We start from the raw sequence: 21,011 nt of genomic DNA, 5'->3' as shown, positions 1-21,011 counted from the left end.
ATATCAGCGGCGACAATAGCTGGACTGGCTCCAGTAAAGATAGCACGCTGCCAGGTAATCTGACTCATCATCTGATGGGTCTTTTTTTTACTTATAAGCAAAGCGATCAAGGCGGTAGAAAGCCTTTATGATTCTGATGATTCCTTTTTCTTATTAACAATTCCATCGAAAGAGTAATTGAGCTGCCCAAATAGGAGGAGCATGCCTTTACAATACGGCAGTTTTTACTGACAAAACCTACATAGAATGTAGCACAGCTGTCCTGAGTCATGCTTGATTTATGCTTCGGGCTTATTAGAAGACTCAAGTAAATATATGATATAGCGTAGTAAACGATTTAAAATAAGCACATTGCCAAAAGAAGAGGGCAGATCCACTTGACTCCTTTCCTTCATTGCTCTACATAATTTCTATGCAACTTGCTACTATAGCAACAAACGTTTTATGCAGTTTCCTATACAAAGCTGCATATGAGAGAAATGATTGCACTGTGAAAAGCTGTAGAATTCCTGTAGGATACATATTAGGTATGGATACTTTATTTACAGCTGCAGTATACAATGGACTCTTTCAGGAAATGTAACTATAAGATGAAGATAGCAGAGCTTGAAAGGATGCCTGTGAGTATTCTTTATATCTGTGTCATAGAATGCTAGGGATGAGCTGTACCAGCTAGTCGCTCTTGTATTTTCGCATCGCCCTTTGGATATGAAAGTGAGAGGATACGCTAACCCTCTATATCCTATATGTTAATGCCATTCTCATATCAACATCCGAATAAATCTGAAAAAGCATATTCTGTACCTTATAGACGATTCTACGCCTAATAAAATCTGAATCTTTTGATATTGCTTGATTTACATAACATGTAGGACATGATGATGTAGAGAGTTAGATCATTCTTAGGTTATAATGGAATTTATAGAGTCCTTCCTATTTGAGATGTAGTATGTGAATATAGAAAAGCTCTGCTTTATTGTGGCAGAGCTTTTTGCTAAGACTTTAATATATTTTTATAGCCGGCGTACGTGACCAGAAAATACGAGCCGTAGATGACCAGGATGATGGCAGCAGTGAAGAAGGAGGACATCATAATATCTCCACGGCCAAACATTGTTACTAGAGTGTTCACCATTTTGATTCCTACAACACTATGCACTATGGCAAGTGCCAGCGGCATCATAAAGTAAATGGCGATTTGCAGTAGTATAGAGCGATTGATCATTCGCTGTTCTGTACCGATCTTGCTCAAAATCAGATAGCGCTTTTTATTATCATTGGCCTGAGATAACTGCTGCAAGGCAAGAATTACTGCACTCGCAATCATAAAGACAGTTCCCAGATAAATTCCAATGTACGTAAAGGTTACAGCCATTCCCTTATTCATATCATAAACATCCTGTTTGGAAGAGCGCATAAATGCAGGGAATACATCTTCACCAGATGATTCTTCATATAATTTAGATCGTTGCTGATCAAAGTATTTATCAAACTTTTCACAGCTGGTTTTGCTTGAAAGATCAATATTCCAGTATATTTCATTGATTTCCGCATTCTTTGGTATGAGAGCATCTGGTACAACCACGGCAAGCATATAGCCATTCATACTGCTGTTTGTTCCTAAGGAGATTGTTTCATAGGAATCATTGACAACACGAGCCTTTTTATGGAAAACGGTTACTTCGGGCTTTGCATCCAGAATATCATTTACCGCCGGTGATAACGTTTCAACAGAAGTATAGAGATATAATTCGTTATTCTTTAGCTTGACTGGTTCGTAGCCAAGGCGCTTTCTAACAGTGTTATATGAAGACAGCGGTACTGCAATTACGGATTCCTTACCATTATCCTCTAGCAACAGACGGCTTGTCTTGTCCGATATATGGGCCATGAGGTTTTTATCATTAACCTTTAATTCTGATGTGTAGGTAGTCAGGATGCTTTGTGATTTAATATAGGAAGGATCAATCTGTAAGCGTGGTATTGCATCCTGAAGAAGAAGGTCTCCATCGTTCTTTTTTGTACCATTCTGATAGTAACCATATTCCGCAACGATTGTATAATCATACGGAGTATTATTTTTAATAGATTTATTCATTGTGTTATTCAAGCTTAACCCGGTGGATAATGCACCGATACTTAATAGCAGCATAATACACACAATGCTCATCGAGATGAAGTTGGTATTGATGTTGGAATTGATCTGCCGCAGAATGAAGCAATTCAGATTTTTAAAATAAATACCCTTGCTTGATTTTACAACGGTAAGCAGGAAGCCAGCCAGAGATAGAAAGAATAGTACAGTACCGATGCTTCCAACGAGTATAATGATTCCAAGGGAATTAAATGCCATGATGCCATTATCAAGTGCCTGATGGTAAGCCCAGCCCAGACATGCAATGGATATTAGAAATAGCAGCAATGACATCCAGACCTTCTTGATTTTCAATTCATCATTTCTTCGGTCTGCATTCAGCAGGTCAATCAGCTTATAGCGGTTCAAGACCATAGTGTTGAATATCATCGTGATAAAGAAGATCATAGAGAAGGAGAATACGGTCATGATCGTTGCTGAAGGGGAGAAGACGAAGTGATAATCTAGTGGTACAGCAAACAAATTTGCCGTCACGGCAGTCAGCACCTGTGAGACAATCAATCCAAGAACCATTCCGGATAGGAGAGAGATGATACCGATGGTCAGAGTCTCATATACCAGAACTCTGGAAATTTTCCCTCTTGGCATTCCCAGCATCGTATATAGACCGAGCTCTTTTTTTCGTCTTCGAATCAGAAAGTTATTTGCATATAAAATTAAAAATGCAAGAACAACTGCTACAAAGATTGAAACCAGACGCATAAGCAGCGTCAGCTGGTCTACAATCATAAGCTGTGACTCATTCAGCTTCATGACAGCCTGTTGAGACTGAAAGGAGTTAAACGTATAAAATAGGCATACGGAGAAGGTCAATGTCAGGAAGTAAACAAGGAAGTCCTTGAAGCTCTTCTTGACATTGCGCAAGGCCAGCTTAAAGTACATTGCTCGTGTCACCTCCCAGCAGGGTCACAACCTCCATGATCTGGTTGAAGAAATCCTTACGGGAGCTTTCACCACGGATAATCTCATTAAATATTTTACCATCCTTTATAAACAGGATACGGTGTGCATAGGATGCAGTGAAGGCATCATGTGTAACCATCATAATCGTTGCATTGTATTCAATATTCAAACGTTCCATGGAGTCCAGCAGCATGCGGCTGGATTTGGAATCCAGTGCTCCGGTCGGCTCATCCGCCAGTATCAGGCTCGGGTTTGTAATCAATGCCCTCGCTGACGCTACACGCTGCTTCTGACCACCGGACATCTGATAAGGATATTTCTGCAATACATCCGTTATGTCCAGCTTCTTTGCTACACTTTCGATGCGTTTTCCGATCTGTGCCGGCTTTACCTTTTGAATCGTAAGGGCAAGTGCAATGTTTTCATAGGCAGTCAAAGTATCGAGCAGGTTAAAATCCTGGAAAATAAAACCCAGCTCCTTCCGACGGAAGCTGCTTAAATCATTTTTCTTCAGCTGTGTGATATCCTTGCCATTGATATAAATATGACCGCTTGTGACAGTATCAATGGTGGAAATGCAATTCAGCAGGGTTGTCTTACCGGAACCGCTGGGTCCCATGACACCGATGAATTCACCTTCATCTACAGAAAAGCTGATATTGTCAACAGCCTTTGTGATATTGCTTCGGTTACCGTAATACTTTTCAATATTTTCTACAGTTAATATGGTTTTCATAAAATTCCTCCTCTGTTTGTTTTATCTTTCATACGTTCACTGATATTGGACAGCTTCAACAGCAGGACGCTTACCAGAAACAGGATCAGCATACAGCTGTATAAGCCTTCACTGAGAAAGGCAGGAAAAAGCAGATTGATGATGAGCAAAATTCCCATCATCGCGATTCCAATTTCAAATGCATAGGCCCATATCCGTTTCATGGGATCACCTCCTGTATACCTGTATTGTACAGGAGACGCTGTGTATGCGCCATGGATAACGATTACATTATACTTACAAACTTGTAAGCTTCTTCGTAAGAAAAGCAGGGAGGATTCCCTGCTTAACAGCGATAAACAACGATAAGTGCATTGCACACAGCATTTTATTTCAGCAGCATAAGCTTGGAAATCGGGAAATCAAGAATAATTGTAGTTCCCTGTCCCTGTACACTTTCTGCATGGATTCCCAGATAGAGCTTCTTACAAAGCGTTTTGCATAAATACAGGCCCATACCTGTCGCTTTTTCATTCAGCCTGCCATTGGTTCCCGTGAACCCCTTGTCAAAGATTCTTCCTAATTCACTGGAGGATATGCCACTTCCATTATCCTGAATGTGAAGAGAAATCATATTGTCTGTGGATGTGGTCCATATACGGATGGTTCCAATTTCCTTTGGCGTGTATTTCAGCGCATTGGAAATAATCTGATCGAGGATAAATTCCAGCCATTTGCTGTCACTGTAAACAGACAGCTCCAGATTCTCCAGCTGAATTTTTATTTTTTGATATATGAAGCTCTTGGAATGCTTGCGAATCACCTTTGATACACACTCCTGCAGAGAAAGCTCCTTGATGATATAATCCTTTTCAGGATTCGTACTGCGGGCATAAAAGAGTGCCTGCTCCACAAAGCTTTCGACCTTTTCAATTTCCTCCTGCAGACTCAGTGTCACCTCGCTTGGGTTGTTGGAGATAATCAGCTTGCTGGCAGCGAGCGGTGTTTTGATTTCATGAACCCACATTTCAATATAATCCTTGTATTCATTCTGTGATATCCGATAGCGATTCACATTATCCGCCATGGATTTATCCACAATGCGCAGGGTTTCGTATAGAATTTTGCCGTCCATAAACAGCGGTTCATCGATGATTTCCGTCAACAGGTATTTCTGATCCAGGCCATCCAATGTCTGTTCCAGTCGGTGATAATACGTGGATCGTCGCAGGTATTCAATAATCAGACTGGCAAGCACCATGCCCCATTGCAGCAGGGAGATGATCAGTATGACCTGTCCGTTTACCTGAATGGCATATAAAAACAGAATCGTGATGATACTTGTCAGAAAGGAAATCATGATCAGGTACAGCTTTTCCCGAATAAATTCACTAGTCCTCATATATGATGTATCCCATACCGCGCTTTGTCTGAATCAGATCATCCAGCCGCAAATACTCCAGCTTTTTGCGCAGCCGGTTGATATTGACTGTCAGGGTATTGTCATCAACAAACAGGTCGCAGTCCCACATATGCTGCATCAGCTCGTTGCGGGAGACAATATTGTTTTTGTTTTGAAACAGACAATGCATGATCCGTAATTCGTTCTTGGTCAGATCAATGCTGTTTCCCTTCCAGGTCAATGTGCTTTTGGATATATCCAGTGCTATATCATGGATTGTTAATATGTTGCTGCTGGCATGCTCATAGGTCCGCTGCAGTACCCGGGCGATGCGGGCAAGCAGAATCTGTAGATTGTAGGGCTTGGTCACAAAGTCATCAGCCCCCAGGTTCATACTGATCAGCTCATCCATGTCAGAATCTCTGCTTGTCACAATAATAATTGGCATATCACTGCTTTTGCGCACCTCACGGCAGATGAAATGACCATCCACAACGGGAAGATTCAAATCCAGTAAAAGCAGATCCGGCTGTTCCCGGCGAATACTTTCCAGGGTATGCTCAAAATCATCCGGTCCCAGAGCTTCATAGCCGTTTTTACCAAGAAAATCACACAGCTCATTTCTAATTTTTTCGTTATCTTCAATAATCATAATACGATACATGATTGTTCACCTCTTCTGTATTCTTCTTATAGCTTACCATAAGCGAAAGAAAAAAGAAATCCGCTTATCGCGAATTTCCTGTCAGGACACATGCTCCAGAACCTGCAGATTCACTTCCAGAATTTCATAGGACTGGGTTGACAGATGATTGAGCAGCAGCTCTACTCTGGCCATTTCCTTAGTGCGAAAGAGTGCTGGCAGCACATCATCCATTTGAATGCGCAGGGAGCTTCCTGCACCTGCCTGTGCATTGATACCGTGAAACCATCGGTTTGTTTTTTTACTGCGAATAGCGTACATGACGATGACCTCCTGTAGCTAGAGGATTGCCATATTCTGTATGTTTATACACGATAACAGAAGGAATTGATTATTTTTCGGATAGCATCAATATCACAGGCCCTGCATTCCTGTCCGGTGATATATTCGCAAAGATACCGCCATTGCTGAATGGTGAACGCAGCTTTATCAATATCATAAAGAAAAGCAAGACATTCTTTCAGATAGATTGGATTTCGTATATCGGATATATAATTCAAATTACAATGTGTTTGTATATATTCCAGCAGTTCATCTGTTTTCAATCCAATTCCTCCCTCTGTGTTAAAATCTATACTATATGAGATGGATGCTTTCTCCCCCGAAAACATCCATTTTTTTCATCTTTTAAGGAAAATACTCCCTTAATAAGTAACAAATGCATATATACATAAAAGTATGATATTATATACAAACCTACCCCATTAGTATGACATAATTTCCTTATTTTTACAATGTTTTTTAAAATCGTATTTTAGAATGCAAAACTCTGCCGATGATTTTCATCTGGCCTTCTTCGATTTCCTGCTGTGTGAAAACCCTTGGTTCCACTATCGGGTTTGTTGCCATTAAAATAACCGTATGCTCCTTTTTCAATATTTTCTTTATGGTTACTTCATTTTGATTTAGTAAAACAACCGCGATATCTCCGTTTTCCACATCACTGCAGCTTTTAACATATACCAGATCTCCGTCATAAATACGGGAACCTGTCATGGAATCTCCCTGAACACGAAGGTAATAATCACCCTGAGCGGCTTCTCTCGCGCTCACCTCTTCATAGCCCAGCAGATTCTCATTCGCAAACAAATCATAACCGGCCTTCACATAGCCCAGGATCGGCTTTACATGTCCCTGCAGACATGCCTGCACATCAATTCCAAACAGCTCGGACAGTCTGTCTAAACGAGCCTGCGGAACATTGCTGGATTCCCCGGATTCCCAGCGCTTTACGGTTGATTTTGATACACCGACGAAATCTCCAACGCTTTCCAGACTGAGACCGTCCCGGTGCCGATAATAGGTTAATAGCTCACTTAATTTCATGAAGATGTCCTCCTGTATATAGTATAGCATAGAAATTCAATCTGTATATAAAAACGGTATTTCCAAACTGCCAATTTCTGGTATCGTTCCAGTATTGGTTGAAAAACGGAACAAAATGCATATAATAGTTGTGTGAGGTGAGTTCCTATGCAGAGAAAAGACCGTATTATTGTACACAGTGATATCAATCACTGCTATGCGCAGATTGAAGAAATGAAGTATCCCGAGCTGCGGGATGTGCCGATGGCAGTAGGCGGAAACGAAGAAGAGCGTCATGGGATTATTCTGGCAAAGAATGATAAAGCTAAGGCGTTTCATATTAAAACCGGAGAATCTCTGCGGGAAGCACTGGCGAAGTGTCCGCAGCTGCGTATTCTGAAGCCGGATTATGAGGAGTACATGTATTATACAGAAAAGGTTAAGGATATCTATCGCGAATATACGGATAAGGTGGAGTCCTTCGGTCTGGATGAGGCATGGATAGATGTAAGCGAATCAACAGCTCTGTTCGGCAACGGAATGAGCATTGCACGAAGCATTCAGAATCGTGTTGCGCATGAGCTGGGAATGACGGTATCCATGGGTGTCAGCTATAATAAAATTTTTGCGAAGATCGGCTCTGATATGGATAAGCATCGCGGCCTGGTGGAGATTACAAGAGAAAATTATCGCGATAGGATATGGCCCTTGCCGGTAGAGGATTTGTTTTATGTCGGGAGAGCGACGAAGCATAAGCTGGCACATTACTCCATTGAAACGATCGGGCAGCTTGCACAGCTTCCTCAGGGCTGGATGAAGGACCGCTTTGGAAAGGTGGGAGAGCTGATTTGGTGGTTTGCGAATGGAGAGGATGTATCCGAGGTTGCGCTGACCTCGCATCAGGAGCCGGTGAAATCGGTGGGAAACGCTATTACTGCTCCTAAGGATATCAAAAGCTTCGAGGATGCGAAAATCGTATATTATGTACTTGTGGAATCCGTTGCTTCCCGTCTTCGGGATCAGGGACTTCGCGGCAGTGTGATTTCCGTTACGCTGCGAAGTACCGAGCTGATCTGGTTCAGCAGGCAGAGAAAGCTGGCGCAGGCCACCAATATCGCTGCTGAGATTATGCCGGTGGTTCTGTCTTTATTAAAGGAAAACTATGACTTTTCCACACCGCTTCGTACGATTGGGGTGACGCTTAGCGGAATCGAAAAGGATTGTGGAATGACACAGCTAAACCTGTTTGTCAGTGAGGAGGAGCGGCATCGGCAGCGGATGTTGGAGGAGACAATAGATGCTATACGGAATCGCTTCGGTTTTTCAAAAATACAGCGCTGTTCTCTGCTGAAGGACAGACATCTGACGGATTTCAATCCCAAAGAGGATCATGTGGTGCATCCGGTCGGTTTCTTTTGAGGTAGCCTATGCAGAAGCTGCATGAGCCAAGACAGCGCCTGTATAAGAAATATGTGGATGTGCTGACTGTCATGGGAAAGAACGAAGTATTGAAGCCGGTTGCTGTGCTGTGGGATAACGGGGTAAAGTATGAAATCGACAGAGTGCTGCAAATTCGCAATAAGGCCTCCTCGGTCGGTGGCTGTGGCCTGTGCTATGAATGCATGATTCACGGACAGAAGCGCGATCTGTATTTTGAACGCACACGCTGGTTTCTGGAGAGTACAAAGCCATAGGCGGTATGAAGAAAAAGAAGTGCGCGCATACTAAGGACGGAGGGATACATATGATTTCCAATATAGCAAAAATAACTGTATATGTAAAAAGCAGTATAGAGGCAAAAAAGTTTTGGACAGAGAATATGGGCTTTGTGATTCGTGAAGAGCAGGCGTTGGGGCCGGGTATGATCTGGTTGGAAACTGCACCGGATTATCATGCGCAGACAACGATTGTCCTGTTTGAACGCTCCCGTATGGAGCAAGCCAATCCGCAGGTATCTACAGCACATCCGTCTGTTATGTTTACCTGTGAGGATATTGAAGAGGAGCATCATCGTCTTTTAAAGAATGGTGTGATTGTGGATGACATTCAGAAGTTTCCTTACGGGAGGATGTTCAGCTTTTATGATCAGGATCACCAGGTGTATCTGTTAAGAGAAGCGTAAAGGACAGGCAGTCAGCCTGCCCTTTTTAAGCGGTTGGATTACGACGACTTATTCTACAAGTCTATGATATCGCTGCATTCTAAAAAAGCAGTCAGCACCGCGGATTCTGATTTCTGCTCAGCAGGAATATGACGATTGCTACCAATAGAATACTGCCGATTTCCAGAACAGGAAACAGTACGATACCGCCGATAATTGAAACGCTGATAATGCTGACAGACAGAATTATTGAGGATGTTCGCGGACTGGAACGGACACGCTTTGCCATGCTTTGACACCTCCTTTCCCTTTACTATATGTTTTTCTTTGTTTTCCTGTCTGTATTCGTCGAACGTTTTGTAGAGCTTCTGCTTCACAACGTGAAATATTGTGAAATAAAGTGGTTATACTAACAAAAGCAGCGTATGAAGTTCATATGCTATAGAATGACGAGGATGGTGAAGATATGAAGTATCGTTTAAATACACAGGTTTCCGCAATTCTGGATACAGCAAGAGAGGAAGCCAGGGAGATGGGCAACAATTATGTCGGAAGCGAGCATCTGCTGCTTGCGATATTGAAGGATACCGCAACGCCGCTGTCACGGCTGTTATGTGCACAGGGTGTATATTATTTTCAGCTCAAGGAGGATTTAATGGTTCTTTTTGGATTGAAGGATCAGGATGTGGAGGAGCTGCAGATCACACAGGTTGTGGATGATATACTGGAGCGGGGGATGTCACTGTCCTCCAGAAAACAAAATACGATGATGGATGTGGATTCTCTGACACTGGCACTGCTGCAGACAAACAGCTGTGTGGCAACGGAGATACTGCATCGCTATGATGTGGATGAAGAGGTGCTTTTGCTGCAGATGGAGCATGGCAGTATGAGTGAGCTTGATAAAATCAGTGAGCTGCGCAATTTGAATATGTGCGGAGCAAATCAGGATATTGTGGGAAGAGATGCGGAGCTCAATTTTATGATTTCCGTATTGTCGCGCAAGGATAAGGCAAATCCGTTGCTGATTGGTGAGCCCGGTGTCGGTAAGACCGCTCTGGTGGAAAAGCTGGCCGGTATGATTCAGCAGAATCTGGTGCCTTCGCTGAAGGATGCCTGTATTTATGAGCTGCATTTGAATTCGCTTGTGGCCGGTACCAAATACCGTGGTGATTTTGAGGAAAAGCTCCAGAATATCATCCGTCTGCTGGAGAAATATCCTAATGTTATTTTATTTATTGATGAAATCCATCTGATGATCGGAGCCGGCAAATCCGAGGGCTCAATAGATGTTTCCAGTGTGCTGAAGCCATATCTGGCAAGAGGTGTTATCAAATGTATCGGGGCAACCACCATTGAAGAATATGAAATGTATATTGAAAAGGATCGTGCGCTGGAGCGTCGCTTTCAGATCATTACCATACGGGAGCCGGATGTTGAGGATACCATTAAAATGCTGAAGGCGAAGAAAAAGGAGTATGAAGATTTTCATGCTGTAAAGATTCAGGAGGAGGTTCTGGAACAAATCGTGAAATACTGTGCGTATTACATGCCGCAGAGAAAGTTTCCGGATAAGGCGATCGATGTGCTGGATCTTGCCTGCGTGGGGGCAAAGCGGCAGAGTGAGCGCAGTGTCAGTGAGGATATGGTACGTGATGTCATAGAAAAGCTGACGGATATTCCGCTGGCTTCCCGCAACCGGCTGCAGGAGCTGAAAAAGCATCTGGAAACGACCATGGTTGCGCAGAAGGAGGTCATTCGTAAGCTGATGGGACAGCTGGAGTGGATCGAACAGGGAATTATCAGTGAGCGTCCGCTAGGTGTATGGCTGTTTCTGGGAAATCAGGGCGTAGGTAAGAAGACATTGATTCATCAGTTTAACCGCCTGTATTTTAATCAGGAGGATATGGTGGAGCTGGATATGGCGGCATTGGATCGCAATCTGGATCACAACCTTTCCAAGCTGCGCAGAAATCCTTATACCATTGTAAATGTGACCAATCTGCATATGGCAAATGAAGCAATGCTGCAGTTTTTAAAACAGGGAATTGAACGCGGCTATCTGGAACGCGATGTACAGAAAATCGATCTTCGCCACAGTATTATGATTATGAGCGGAGATTTCCCGTGCTCCAGTGTGAGTGCGTTGAAGTTTCAGGAAACCAGCGATCCGCTTCTGCAGGTAAAGCATAGTCTGGGAGCTTCCTTTACAGCTCTGTTTGATGAGGTATTTGTATTCCATGATCTGGAACAGAAGGATAAGGTTACTGTCATGAAAAATATGCTGAAGAAGTGGGAAAAGACGATGGAGGAAACTGCAATTCTGGAGGCAATCGAATCCAGCAGCACATTGGATGAAGCTGCAAAGAAGCTGAAGAAAAAAATCGTGAAGGTATAACACGATATGCATTTGAATAGGGCCGAACTCAATGGGGTTATGGCCGGTAGTATCTGATGGTACGAGATATTTTAATAGACCATCATGTTTCCAAAGCCTCCATTGATAGCCAGCCGTTCATATTCAGAAAGCTGATAGAGGATAGAATAATTGTGCAACAGTCATAAGCTATTCTTATGAATTTCAAAGCCAAAAGAGCATAATAGAAAAAAGTTATGCTCTTTTATGTTTATTTGTTATAATATCTTTAGCGAAGAGAGAGGAGTGACAGTATGGATTTTACGAACTATCTGGATGTCATATACCTAAGTTTTATGGTGGAGGAAATGGTAATAAAAAAGCAATCAGAATAAACTCTCAAATTTATATGTTGAAATTCCCTCCATTTGAAAAAAAGAAACAGAGATATACAAATAGCTGTATATCAGAATATATTGCTTGTCATATCTTCGCGTCGCTCGGGTTTGATACGCAGGAAACAAGTCTCGGTACAGTAAACTATAGAGGAAAAGAAAAAATCGTAGTTGCCTGTAAAGACTTTACTTCTATCGGTGTCAGACTTCAGGAATTTGCTGAAATAAAAAATGGATGCCTTAATAGCTCTAATAGCGGGTATGAAACGGAGTTGGAAGGTGTGTTAGAGGCAATCAATGAGCAGGAAATATATTCTCCTCAGGAACTGAGCAAATTTTTTTGGGATATGTTTATTGCGGATGCATTGATTGGAAATTTTGATCGTCATAATGGAAATTGGGGATTTTTAATCAATGATTATACCTTGCAAGTGAAATTAGCTCCGATTTATGACTGTGGCAGCTGCTTATATCCACAAATGGATGATGAGCTTATGAAGACTGTTTTGCAGGATGAAAATGAACTATTAAACCGTATATATGTATTTCCTAATTCAGCTTTAAAGCTGAATGGGAATAAAATAAATTATTACACATTTATCAATTCGTGTGGGGATAAAGCATGTAATGCAGCATTGCTGAGAATATATCCAAAAATAGATATGAATCAGATTTATGATATCATTGAAGCTACTCCATTTATAAGTGAACTTCAGAAACGTTTCTATAAGACCTGTATCACAAGACGATATGAGCTTATTCTTACGCCTGCATACAGCCAGCTTCAGTCGTTAAAGGAAATGGAATAGACGAATATGGAAAAGGAGGCACTTATGTCAGAACCTGAGCGGACAGATACATATGATAAGAAATATTTCGAAGTGAATCTTCCAGGTTATCTTGAAAAAGATATAAAGCAGCTGGTTGAAGCCAAAAACAGAGAAGATATTTATTATGATAAATATATTGATGAAGTATACGGATCTATCAATTCAGCTTTATATTCCTATGAGATTACCAAAGATCAAGCAGATTATCTTCGAGAAAAATATTGCTTCAGTTTATTTGAATGGTAAGGCATATCGTTTAAGATATTATAATTCATGATAAAAACAGGATTGATGATATGAAGCTGATTCCTAAAAAAACGGGTAGATAACGAAGCTTCAGAAAAGCAGACGATTCAAATGAAAAAAATCGTCTGCTTTTTATCACCGCGTCCACATGAAATCAGAGAAAAACAAGCTGTTGCTCTCTGGTTTTTTCATATAACCATTGCTTTCATGCGAAGTATGTTTATTATATTTACTTTTACAGCAGTCTCATAGATTCCTGCTGTTATGAGCGTATGGGTCGTCTTTAACAGATGCTGCAGTGTTACTCCATAGTGCTATGCACCTTGATTTTGTATATGTCTGATTTCACATGTTTCATTTGCTTTGACTGCGGCATTTTCCGGTTGATTTGCGAATAATCAGCTCCGGTTCATATTCCAGGCGCAGAATATATTTATGTCCTTTGCTGCGGGTATCCTTATTATTTTTCTTATAAATCATATCCACAGCTTCCTTCCCTTTCAGGATAGAGGCATGTTCAATGCTGGTAAGAGAAATATTTGGCATGGAGGAAAGATGAATATTGTCAAAGCCTGCAACAGAGTAATCCTGTGGTATGCGACAGCCCTGCTGGATGAGTGCTGCCATGATGCCGAACGCAGTCATATCATTGTTTCCGACAAAGGCCGTTGACGGTGTGTGTTCCTGTAATGCTTCCAAGGCCAGGTCATAGCCGGTCATGTACTCGGAGGATTCCGATGGATACTGCTTGTAGACAGCGATCGAAGGGGTCTTTACCAGGATATTATTCTGACTCTGTCCATGCTCCTCAAAGGCTGCCTTCAATCCCTCCAACCGATGCAGTCTGGATATTTCCTTTGCCTTGATTGGGGTGGATATAAAGGTGATATGCGTATGTCCCAGTCCCACCAGATATTCTCCCATAAGATATCCGGTTTTTCTTCCATCCAGCTCTACGGAATCGAAGCTGCACCCCTCCGGCTTGTCACCGATGGATACAACGGGGATCTGCTTTGCCAGTGCATTGGCTTTGGTAATGCGCGTTGGCGGATACAGACAGATTGCTCCTGCCAGCTGCAGTCCTGCCAACATGTCAAAATAAAATTCCTCCTGTGTCGCATCCCGCATTGTTGTAACGGTGAATACAGAGTAGCCATATTCTCTTGCCTGCTCCGTAATCGAGTGAACCAGCGTGGCGTAATAGCCATTTGATAACAGCGGTGTTAAAACAACAATGGTTTGATCCATCCTGCTGCCGGCAGCCACCTGCTTTTTCACCGGCTTCTGATAGCCAAGCTTTTTGGCAGCGGAAAGGACAAGCTCTCTGGTTTCGGCAGAAAAGGATACATTCTGCTTGTTGCTGAGAATCATGGATACACTGGATTGAGAAACCCCCGTATAGTCTGCGATATCGCGTGTTGTTACCTTATTTCTTTTTCCCATAAGACATCTCCTTGCATATTTTATGATTTATTTTGATTAACACCAGATTAGTAATCAAATAACCCTGTGATTACTAATATTATATATTTGATTAACTGGAAAAGCAAGCAGTCATGCATAGGATTTCAGACGGTGTGGACACGGATGCAGGAAAGCAGTGTCTAAGGGGTGTTAATCAAAACGCTATGATTGATAAAAAAGCGGTAGAAAGCCTTTGTTTAAAGGGATAGAGGGGTTTGACAGTTTGTGCTATATGGAGTAAATTTAAGGTGGTTAAGGAAGTCTGAAAAGGCTTACAGGAGGTTGGTAGAATGTATGATGTAGCAATTATCGGAGCAGGAATCGCCGGCTGTTCTCTTGCATATGAGCTTGGGAAATATCAGATTAAGACGGTGCTGATTGAAAAGGAAAATGATGTATCGGTAGGGACGACGAAGGCAAACAGTGCCATCATTCACGGTGGCTATGATCCCCTGCCGGGTTCCAAGATGGCGAAATATAATGTCGCAGGAAATGCATATATCAAACAGCTGTGTGCAAAGCTGGATATTCCATACAAGCAGATCGGTGCACTGATTATGGCATTTTCCGAAGCGGATGAACGCACGCTCGAAGAATTGAAGAGTCGCGGAATCAAAAATGGTGTAGAGGGCATGGAAATCTGGGATAAGGAGCGTTTGCATAGGGAAGAACCTCATGTATCCCAGGCGGCGAGAGCTGCTCTGTACTCACCGAATGTCGGCATCGTCAGTCCATGGGAGCTGGCACTGGCACTGGCAGAGGTTGCAGCTGAGAATGGTGTTGAGGTTAAGCTGAACACGGAAGTAAAAAATATAAAGAAAATAGAAACAGGATATTCCATAGAAACGAATCAGGGAAGCATTGAAGCGGCCTGTGTATGCAATGCGGCAGGTGTGTTTGCTGATCAGGTAAATGAAATGGTGAACGATGCCGCCTTTAAAATTGAACCGAATAAGGGAGAATATTATCTGCTGGATAAGAGTCAGGGAAATCTTGTCCACCATGTTATCTTCCAGTGTCCAAATGAAAACGGAAAGGGAGTTCTGGTAGCACCGACCGTGCATGGCAATCTGATTGTCGGCCCCGATTCACAGCCAACCTCCCGAGAGGATGTTTCCACAACGGCGGAGGGCTTGTGCTATGTGCGAAATACTGCACTGAAATCCATTCCGGATATCAATTTCCGCGAATCTATTCGTAACTTTGCCGGTGTTCGTGCAAGAACAAAGGAGGATGACTTCTTTGTATATGAGGATCCGAAAAATCGTTTGTTCTACAATATCGCAGGGATGGCATCCCCGGGTCTGTCCTCTGCCCCGGCCATTGCTCTGGATGTTGTTGAAATGATGAAGGCATCAGGATTATCTCTTACTAAAAAGGAAGCATGCGTTGATACAAGAAATGTTGTACGGTTCCGTGAGATGAATAATGAAGAGCGAAAGGCATTGATTGAAGCGCATCCGGAATATGGCAAAATTATCTGTCGATGTGAAACTGTCACAGAGGGTGAAATCATAGATGCTGTACACCGTCCGATTCCTGCTGTATCCATCGATGCGGTAAAGCGTCGCTGCAATGCCGGTATGGGACGCTGTCAGGGTGGATTCTGTGGGCCTCGTGTTCAGGAAATCATCGCAAGAGAGCTGAAAAAGGATTTGAAGGATGTACCACTGGATCGGGAAGGTATGATTCTGATTACAGGAGAAACAAAGGCAGCTGGAGGTGAACAGAAATGAAATATGATGTTATCGTTGTCGGCGGTGGACCGGCAGGTCTGGCATCTGCGCTAGAAGCCTGGAAGCAGGGGGCAAAGCATATTCTGATTTTGGAGCGCGATCAGGAGCTGGGCGGTATATTGAATCAGTGTATTCACAACGGGTTTGGTCTGCATCACTTCAAGGAGGAGCTGACCGGTCCGGAATATGCAGGAAAGTTTATTGAAATGCTGAAGGATACCAATGTCGAGGTGCTGCTGGACACCATGGTACTGGATATTGATGAGGAAAACCGCTGTATTCATGCAATGAATAAAAAACAGGGATATATGCAGCTGGAGGGAAAGGCAATCGTGTTGAATATGGGATGCCGTGAGCGTACCAGAGGCGCAATCGCTATTCCAGGTGATCGTCCTGCCGGTGTCTTCACAGCCGGTGCCGCACAGCGCTATGTAAATATTGAAGGGTATATGGTTGGAAAACGTGTACTGATACTGGGCTCCGGTGATATCGGTCTGATTATGGCACGCCGCATGAGTCTGGAGGGTGCCAAGGTTGTCGGCTGTGTAGAGCTTTGTCCGTATTCCAACGGCTTAAACAGAAATATTGTGCAGTGTCTGAACGATTATGATATTCCACTGTATCTTTCTCATACAATTACCGATATTCAGGGAGATAAGCGGGTAGAACGTGTTATCGTTCAAAAGGTTGATGATAAACGGCAGCCGATTCCAGGTACTGAGATCACCTTCGATGTGGATACCGTATTGTTATCTGTCGGTCTGATTCCGGAGAATGAATTATCAAGAGCTGCCGGTCTGCAGATGGATCCGAGAACAAATGGACCTGTCGTTTATGAAAATATGGAAACCAGTGCGGAAGGCATATTCGCAAGTGGAAATGTTGTGCATGTCCATGACCTTGTGGACTTCGTGACAGCAGAGAGTGAACGCGCCGGAAGAAGTGCAGCCAAATTTGCAATGCAGGGAAATCCGGAAGCCGGAAAATGTATTGCGGTGAAAAATGGAAATGCGGTAAATTATACAGTGCCGCAGAAAATCCGTATGAACAATGTAGATAAGCTTGTGGAAGTGATGTTCCGTGTGAACAATGTATATAAGGATATGGAAATTCGGGTAATGAGCGGTGATCAGAAGCTGGCTGGATTTAAACGAGAGCATATGGCTCCCGGGGAAATGGAAAAAATCGTCATTCCAAAAATGCTGCTGGAAAAGGCAGCTGACGAGCTGATTATCAGTGTGGAAAAGGCAGGTGCATAGGATATGAAAAATTTAATATGTATCGTTTGTCCGAAGGGCTGTCATCTGAGTGTCGATGATGAAAACGGGTATACGGTAACCGGAAACAGCTGCCCAAGAGGTGCTGAGTATGGGAAAACCGAGCTGATCGATCCTAGACGCATCATCACATCAACGGTGCGCATTCATGCGGAAACAGCAAGACGAGTTCCTGTGAAAACTGCGCAAAGCATACCGAAGGGCAGGATTATGGATGTTATGAGAGCGTTGGATAACGTTGATGTCAAGGCACCGGTATCAGCGGGAGATGTTGTTTTAAGGGATGCGGCAGGTCTTGGCGTGAATATTGTTGCGACAAAATCGGTGGAGCGCTGATACAGCGTATTGCGATAAGACCTAATGCAAACACTGGCATATCCTGCAGTAGGGCTTTGGTTGGTACACGTGTTGACTTGTAGCATGCATTATGAGAAGATCAATGGCTATTGAGTGTTCAAGAGCCGGAGGTCTTCTTTTTTTGTATACGATCTAAGAAAGCGAAGCAAAACGCAGGTGTTAGATCAGGCATGTGATCGATTTTTTCCTTTTACTTTCCTGTAAGTAAGAGCGTTTTTTCTTGTGCTTAATTATAGCGAAGCGCACAGGGCAGCCTTCCGAAAGGCTGTATGTCTGTCCTATGGAAGGAAGAAAGCTTTTGATTGCACAGGCAGGCTGCTTGTCCTCTATGCTTGCTTCTTCATAGGTGTTCACATCAGCCGTATAGCGGAAAAGCAAATAAAGGAATGCAAAAGGCTATACGCTAGCCGTCACAGCATATACAGAGACCCTTGTTTTCTGTTATAATGAAGCTGCAAAGAAAAGAAAGCGTGGTGGTTATGAATGAGTCCCAAGCCTGAGGGTATACAGATAATAGATACAGGGGATGATCACTTGCCGCCATCGTGCAGTTGATAATTCTCCCATTATAGAAAAGGAGAATAGGATGAAACGAACAATAACAGAGGAAAACCTGCTTGATCTGCTGCTGCATGGAACAGCGCAGGATTTGCAGGATACGATTGATACCATACACCCGGCGGATATTCTCGATCTGCTGCACAAGCATAAGGAGCATGCACAAAGCATTTTAAACCGTCTGCCGGATGATATGCTTGCGGATATCGTCGAGGAGGAGGACGATGAAGATAAGTATGAGCTGCTGAAACGCTTCTCAGACAGCAAGCAGCGCCACATTCTGGATGAAATGAGCAGTGATGAAATCACCGATTTGATGGGCGAGCTGAAGGAAGAGGAGCAGGCTGACATACTGAAAAAGATGGATTCTGAGGATCAGGAGGATGTCCGCAAGCTGATGAGCTTCGATGCTGAAAGCGCCGGCGGTATCATGACAACAGAGTTCATTCGGATTTTTGCGAAAAATACCGTGCAGGATACCCTGCAGTTTTTACAGAAGAATACCGACGAAGAAACAACCTATTATTTATATGTTGTTGACAGAGAGGATGTTTTAAAGGGAGTCGTTTCGCTGCGTGATATCGTGACATCATCGTTTGATACGCCAATCATGGATATCGTGAATCCCAATGTCAAGACTGTATTGTACAGTGATGATCAGGAGGAGGTTGCACATCGCTTTGAAAAATACGGCTTTATCCTAATGCCGGTTGTAGATGAGCAGCAGCATATGCTGGGAGTTATTGAGTTCGATGATATCATTGATGTCATTCAGGAAGAAAACACCGAGGATATTCACCATCTGGGTGGTGTCAATAAGGAGGAACGGGTGGATTCCAGTGTAAAGGAATCCTTTTCCAGCCGTATTCCCTGGCTGATTGTGAATTTGTTTACTGCGGTTCTTGCGGCAGCTGTTGTCAATATGTTTGAGGCAACGATTGCACAGGCGGTTGCACTTGCGACGGTCATGCCGATTGTAACAGGAATGGGTGGCAATGCGGGAACACAGACACTTACCATTGTCGTACGTGGTCTTTCTCTCGGTGAGCTTACAAAGGAAAATGCAGTTATGATTCTGATGAAGGAAATCGGCGTCGGCATATTGAGTGGAATTGTTATTGGTGTTGTTGTGGCCGTGGGCGCCATGCTGATGGAAAGCAATCCGATTTTTGGACTGGTAACCGGGGCTGCAATGTTTCTGAATATGATTCTGGCAAATCTCGCAGGATACTTTATACCGGTCATACTGGAAAAGGTGCATGTGGATCCGGCTCTTGCCAGTGGAGTATTTGTGACAACTGTAACGGATGTTATGGGCTTTTTCATGTTTCTGGGACTGGCCACATTAGTGCTTCCGTATATAATATGACAGAGGAAGCACAAGTTGAGTAAATAAACGGAAAGGAGTTTTAGGATGAAAGCTTTGATAACAGGCGCAAGCAGCGGAATCGGTCGTGACATGGCCAGAGTTTTAGCAGCTATGGATATTGATTTGATTCTGGTTGCCAGAAGAGGAGAGCGTCTTCGTGAATTGCAGAAGGAGCTTGCTGTTTCCGTTGACATTATCGTGCTGGATGTTTCTGTGAAGGAAAATTGCCTTGCACTGTATCAGCGCTTACGTAATGCTTCTGTTGATATTTTGATTAACAACGCAGGCTTTGGTGATTTCGGCGAGTTTACACAGACGGATTTGAATAAGGAGCTGGATATGATTGCTACCAATATGCAGGCAGTACATATTCTGAGTAAGCTGTTTCTACGGGATTTTGTGAAAAGGGATAGCGGCTATATCTTAAATGTGGCATCCAGTGCAGCGTTTCTGCCGGGACCTTTGATGGCTACCTATTATGCGACAAAAGCATATGTAGAGCGTCTGACGCTGGCTATGCATAAGGAGCTACAGAAAAGAAACAGTCATGTTCACGTAAGTGTTCTTTGCCCGGGGCCGGTACAAACAGAGTTCGACCGTGTTGCCAATGTCAGATTTATGATGAAGGGAAAGACGAGCATGGAAGTCGCTAACTATGCGATTCGCGGCATGTTTAAGAAGCGGGCAGTCATGATTCCCGGCATTATGATGAAGGGAAGCTATTTGTTGTGCAAATGTCTTCCACTGGCAGTGCAGATGGAGGCCTCTTATCATATACAGCATCGAAAGAATAGATAATGTAGTATGAAAATGAATCTGTTGAAATACAGGTTCTTTTTTTTCATTGCATATAATTATTCTAAAACTTGTCAAAACCCTTTTTTAAGGGGTATTTTTCGTATCTCTATCATTCTTTAAATGTGATAATATGTAGAAACAAAGGGAAGAACAGTGACAAGCAGGTACAAAAAAACGACCTTCCTCAGTCGCTGACGTGTTGTCCTACAGTAGCTTACTGTAAGCTCATGTAATGATTTCTACACTCATATTTATAACACCTGCATCACAGTTTGTAAATGCTTTTGTAGAAATTTATGGTGAATTCCGCAATTTTTTGTAGGATTTCCCTTTTTATGGTT

The 21,011-nt window shown here is 43.0% G+C and carries 21 protein-coding genes; 11 read left to right on the top strand and 10 right to left on the bottom strand.

The window, feature by feature from the left end; genetic code table 11:
• Positions 1 to 994: 994 nt before the first annotated feature.
• The 8 genes from NE665_RS20430 to NE665_RS20395 all read right to left on the bottom strand — a co-directional run bounded on the left by NE665_RS20430 (position 995) and on the right by NE665_RS20395 (position 7,204).
• Positions 995 to 3,037 (bottom strand): FtsX-like permease family protein, encoded by a 2,043-nt coding sequence (locus NE665_RS20430; RefSeq protein ID WP_178759922.1) that lies wholly within the window; start codon positions 3,035 to 3,037, stop codon positions 995 to 997.
• A complete protein-coding gene (locus NE665_RS20425) occupies positions 3,027 to 3,794 on the bottom strand; it encodes an ABC transporter ATP-binding protein (RefSeq protein WP_008818402.1) in 768 nt (255 codons plus the stop codon). The genes NE665_RS20430 and NE665_RS20425 overlap by 11 nt, the downstream gene beginning before the upstream one ends.
• The gene (locus NE665_RS20420) at positions 3,791 to 3,997 is read right to left on the bottom strand and encodes a hypothetical protein (protein WP_117444777.1); all 207 of its coding nucleotides are present in this window, start codon (positions 3,995 to 3,997) and stop codon (positions 3,791 to 3,793) included. Before NE665_RS20420 ends, NE665_RS20425 begins: the two co-directional genes overlap by 4 nt.
• 164 nt (positions 3,998 to 4,161) lie before the next feature.
• Positions 4,162 to 5,175 carry a sensor histidine kinase gene (locus tag NE665_RS20415; RefSeq protein ID WP_117444776.1) on the bottom strand — a complete coding sequence of 338 codons (1,014 nt, stop codon included), beginning with the start codon at positions 5,173 to 5,175 and terminating at the stop codon, positions 4,162 to 4,164.
• Complete coding sequence (locus NE665_RS20410; protein WP_117444775.1) at positions 5,165 to 5,839, bottom strand: response regulator transcription factor; 675 nt, start codon at positions 5,837 to 5,839, stop codon at positions 5,165 to 5,167. The genes NE665_RS20415 and NE665_RS20410 overlap by 11 nt, the downstream gene beginning before the upstream one ends.
• 81 nt (positions 5,840 to 5,920) lie before the next feature.
• A complete protein-coding gene (locus NE665_RS20405; protein WP_117444774.1) occupies positions 5,921 to 6,139 on the bottom strand; it encodes a hypothetical protein in 219 nt (72 codons plus the stop codon).
• Positions 6,140 to 6,183: 44 nt separating this feature from the next.
• Positions 6,184 to 6,423, bottom strand: coding sequence for a hypothetical protein (locus tag NE665_RS20400; protein WP_117444773.1), 240 nt, complete (start codon positions 6,421 to 6,423; stop codon positions 6,184 to 6,186).
• 196 nt (positions 6,424 to 6,619) lie between these two features.
• Complete coding sequence (locus NE665_RS20395) at positions 6,620 to 7,204, bottom strand: XRE family transcriptional regulator (protein ID WP_117444772.1); 585 nt, start codon at positions 7,202 to 7,204, stop codon at positions 6,620 to 6,622.
• Between the two features lie 147 nt (positions 7,205 to 7,351).
• Here NE665_RS20395 and NE665_RS20390 point away from each other — a divergent pair, with 147 nt between their 5' ends.
• From NE665_RS20390 to NE665_RS20380, 3 genes are read left to right on the top strand one after another with little or no spacing between them, the layout of a single operon-like run.
• Positions 7,352 to 8,602, top strand: coding sequence for a DNA polymerase IV (locus NE665_RS20390; protein ID WP_117444771.1), 1,251 nt, complete (start codon positions 7,352 to 7,354; stop codon positions 8,600 to 8,602).
• Between the two features lie 8 nt (positions 8,603 to 8,610).
• On the top strand, positions 8,611 to 8,877 hold the full coding sequence (locus tag NE665_RS20385; protein WP_117444770.1) for a hypothetical protein: 267 nt from the start codon (positions 8,611 to 8,613) through the stop codon (positions 8,875 to 8,877).
• Positions 8,878 to 8,927: 50 nt separating this feature from the next.
• Entirely contained in the window at positions 8,928 to 9,305 is a 378-nt protein-coding gene (locus NE665_RS20380) for a VOC family protein (RefSeq protein WP_117444769.1), read from the top strand.
• A gap of 91 nt (positions 9,306 to 9,396) precedes the next feature.
• Here NE665_RS20380 and NE665_RS20375 read toward each other — a convergent pair whose 3' ends face one another.
• The gene (locus NE665_RS20375; RefSeq protein WP_178759921.1) at positions 9,397 to 9,573 is read right to left on the bottom strand and encodes a hypothetical protein; all 177 of its coding nucleotides are present in this window, start codon (positions 9,571 to 9,573) and stop codon (positions 9,397 to 9,399) included.
• A gap of 177 nt (positions 9,574 to 9,750) precedes the next feature.
• Between NE665_RS20375 and NE665_RS20370 the strand changes: the two genes are divergently transcribed.
• The 3 genes from NE665_RS20370 (at position 9,751) to NE665_RS20360 (ending at position 13,111) form a co-directional block, all read left to right on the top strand.
• Positions 9,751 to 11,682 (top strand): AAA family ATPase, encoded by a 1,932-nt coding sequence (locus NE665_RS20370; protein ID WP_117444768.1) that lies wholly within the window; start codon positions 9,751 to 9,753, stop codon positions 11,680 to 11,682.
• 301 nt (positions 11,683 to 11,983) lie between these two features.
• Positions 11,984 to 12,844: a HipA domain-containing protein gene (locus NE665_RS20365; RefSeq protein ID WP_335674015.1), complete on the top strand. Its 861-nt coding sequence runs from the start codon at positions 11,984 to 11,986 to the stop codon at positions 12,842 to 12,844.
• Positions 12,845 to 12,868: 24 nt separating this feature from the next.
• On the top strand, positions 12,869 to 13,111 hold the full coding sequence (locus NE665_RS20360) for a hypothetical protein (protein WP_117444767.1): 243 nt from the start codon (positions 12,869 to 12,871) through the stop codon (positions 13,109 to 13,111).
• 354 nt (positions 13,112 to 13,465) lie between these two features.
• Here NE665_RS20360 and NE665_RS20355 read toward each other — a convergent pair whose 3' ends face one another.
• A complete protein-coding gene (locus NE665_RS20355; RefSeq protein ID WP_117444766.1) occupies positions 13,466 to 14,554 on the bottom strand; it encodes a LacI family DNA-binding transcriptional regulator in 1,089 nt (362 codons plus the stop codon).
• 311 nt (positions 14,555 to 14,865) lie between these two features.
• Between NE665_RS20355 and NE665_RS20350 the strand changes: the two genes are divergently transcribed.
• The 5 genes from NE665_RS20350 to NE665_RS20330 all read left to right on the top strand — a co-directional run bounded on the left by NE665_RS20350 (position 14,866) and on the right by NE665_RS20330 (position 20,670).
• Complete coding sequence (locus NE665_RS20350; RefSeq protein ID WP_117444765.1) at positions 14,866 to 16,311, top strand: NAD(P)/FAD-dependent oxidoreductase; 1,446 nt, start codon at positions 14,866 to 14,868, stop codon at positions 16,309 to 16,311.
• Positions 16,308 to 17,570: an NAD(P)/FAD-dependent oxidoreductase gene (locus NE665_RS20345; protein WP_117444764.1), complete on the top strand. Its 1,263-nt coding sequence runs from the start codon at positions 16,308 to 16,310 to the stop codon at positions 17,568 to 17,570. The genes NE665_RS20350 and NE665_RS20345 overlap by 4 nt, the downstream gene beginning before the upstream one ends.
• A gap of 3 nt (positions 17,571 to 17,573) precedes the next feature.
• Entirely contained in the window at positions 17,574 to 17,924 is a 351-nt protein-coding gene (locus NE665_RS20340) for a DUF1667 domain-containing protein (RefSeq protein WP_117444763.1), read from the top strand.
• A 607-nt stretch (positions 17,925 to 18,531) separates the two neighbouring features.
• Complete coding sequence (gene mgtE / locus NE665_RS20335; RefSeq protein WP_117444762.1) at positions 18,532 to 19,872, top strand: magnesium transporter; 1,341 nt, start codon at positions 18,532 to 18,534, stop codon at positions 19,870 to 19,872.
• A 45-nt stretch (positions 19,873 to 19,917) separates the two neighbouring features.
• On the top strand, positions 19,918 to 20,670 hold the full coding sequence (locus NE665_RS20330; RefSeq protein WP_117444761.1) for an SDR family oxidoreductase: 753 nt from the start codon (positions 19,918 to 19,920) through the stop codon (positions 20,668 to 20,670).
• Positions 20,671 to 21,011: the final 341 nt, after the last annotated feature.

Source organism: Clostridium sp. DFI.1.208 (assembly GCF_024463855.1).
Classification (GTDB): domain Bacteria; phylum Bacillota_I; class Bacilli_A; order Erysipelotrichales; family Erysipelotrichaceae; genus Clostridium_AQ.
Note: the sequence above shows the minus strand (reverse complement) of the source record. Positions and strands in the feature narration are given on the sequence as shown.

Excerpts from the sequence above, each read along its gene's own strand:
- NE665_RS20430 (WP_178759922.1), bottom strand. The coding sequence starts at position 3,037 with ATGTACTTTAAGCTGGCCTTGCGCAATGTCAAGAAGAGCTTCAAGGAC.
- NE665_RS20425 (WP_008818402.1), bottom strand. The coding sequence starts at position 3,794 with ATGAAAACCATATTAACTGTAGAAAATATTGAAAAGTATTACGGTAAC.
- NE665_RS20420 (WP_117444777.1), bottom strand. The coding sequence starts at position 3,997 with ATGAAACGGATATGGGCCTATGCATTTGAAATTGGAATCGCGATGATG.
- NE665_RS20415 (WP_117444776.1), bottom strand. The coding sequence starts at position 5,175 with ATGAGGACTAGTGAATTTATTCGGGAAAAGCTGTACCTGATCATGATT.
- NE665_RS20410 (WP_117444775.1), bottom strand. The coding sequence starts at position 5,839 with ATGTATCGTATTATGATTATTGAAGATAACGAAAAAATTAGAAATGAG.
- NE665_RS20405 (WP_117444774.1), bottom strand. The coding sequence starts at position 6,139 with ATGTACGCTATTCGCAGTAAAAAAACAAACCGATGGTTTCACGGTATC.
- NE665_RS20395 (WP_117444772.1), bottom strand. The coding sequence starts at position 7,204 with ATGAAATTAAGTGAGCTATTAACCTATTATCGGCACCGGGACGGTCTC.
- NE665_RS20390 (WP_117444771.1), top strand. The coding sequence starts at position 7,352 with ATGCAGAGAAAAGACCGTATTATTGTACACAGTGATATCAATCACTGC.
- NE665_RS20385 (WP_117444770.1), top strand. The coding sequence starts at position 8,611 with ATGCAGAAGCTGCATGAGCCAAGACAGCGCCTGTATAAGAAATATGTG.
- NE665_RS20380 (WP_117444769.1), top strand. The coding sequence starts at position 8,928 with ATGATTTCCAATATAGCAAAAATAACTGTATATGTAAAAAGCAGTATA.
- NE665_RS20375 (WP_178759921.1), bottom strand. The coding sequence starts at position 9,573 with ATGGCAAAGCGTGTCCGTTCCAGTCCGCGAACATCCTCAATAATTCTG.
- NE665_RS20370 (WP_117444768.1), top strand. The coding sequence starts at position 9,751 with ATGAAGTATCGTTTAAATACACAGGTTTCCGCAATTCTGGATACAGCA.
- NE665_RS20360 (WP_117444767.1), top strand. The coding sequence starts at position 12,869 with ATGTCAGAACCTGAGCGGACAGATACATATGATAAGAAATATTTCGAA.
- NE665_RS20355 (WP_117444766.1), bottom strand. The coding sequence starts at position 14,554 with ATGGGAAAAAGAAATAAGGTAACAACACGCGATATCGCAGACTATACG.
- NE665_RS20350 (WP_117444765.1), top strand. The coding sequence starts at position 14,866 with ATGTATGATGTAGCAATTATCGGAGCAGGAATCGCCGGCTGTTCTCTT.
- NE665_RS20345 (WP_117444764.1), top strand. The coding sequence starts at position 16,308 with ATGAAATATGATGTTATCGTTGTCGGCGGTGGACCGGCAGGTCTGGCA.
- NE665_RS20340 (WP_117444763.1), top strand. The coding sequence starts at position 17,574 with ATGAAAAATTTAATATGTATCGTTTGTCCGAAGGGCTGTCATCTGAGT.
- mgtE (WP_117444762.1), top strand. The coding sequence starts at position 18,532 with ATGAAACGAACAATAACAGAGGAAAACCTGCTTGATCTGCTGCTGCAT.
- NE665_RS20330 (WP_117444761.1), top strand. The coding sequence starts at position 19,918 with ATGAAAGCTTTGATAACAGGCGCAAGCAGCGGAATCGGTCGTGACATG.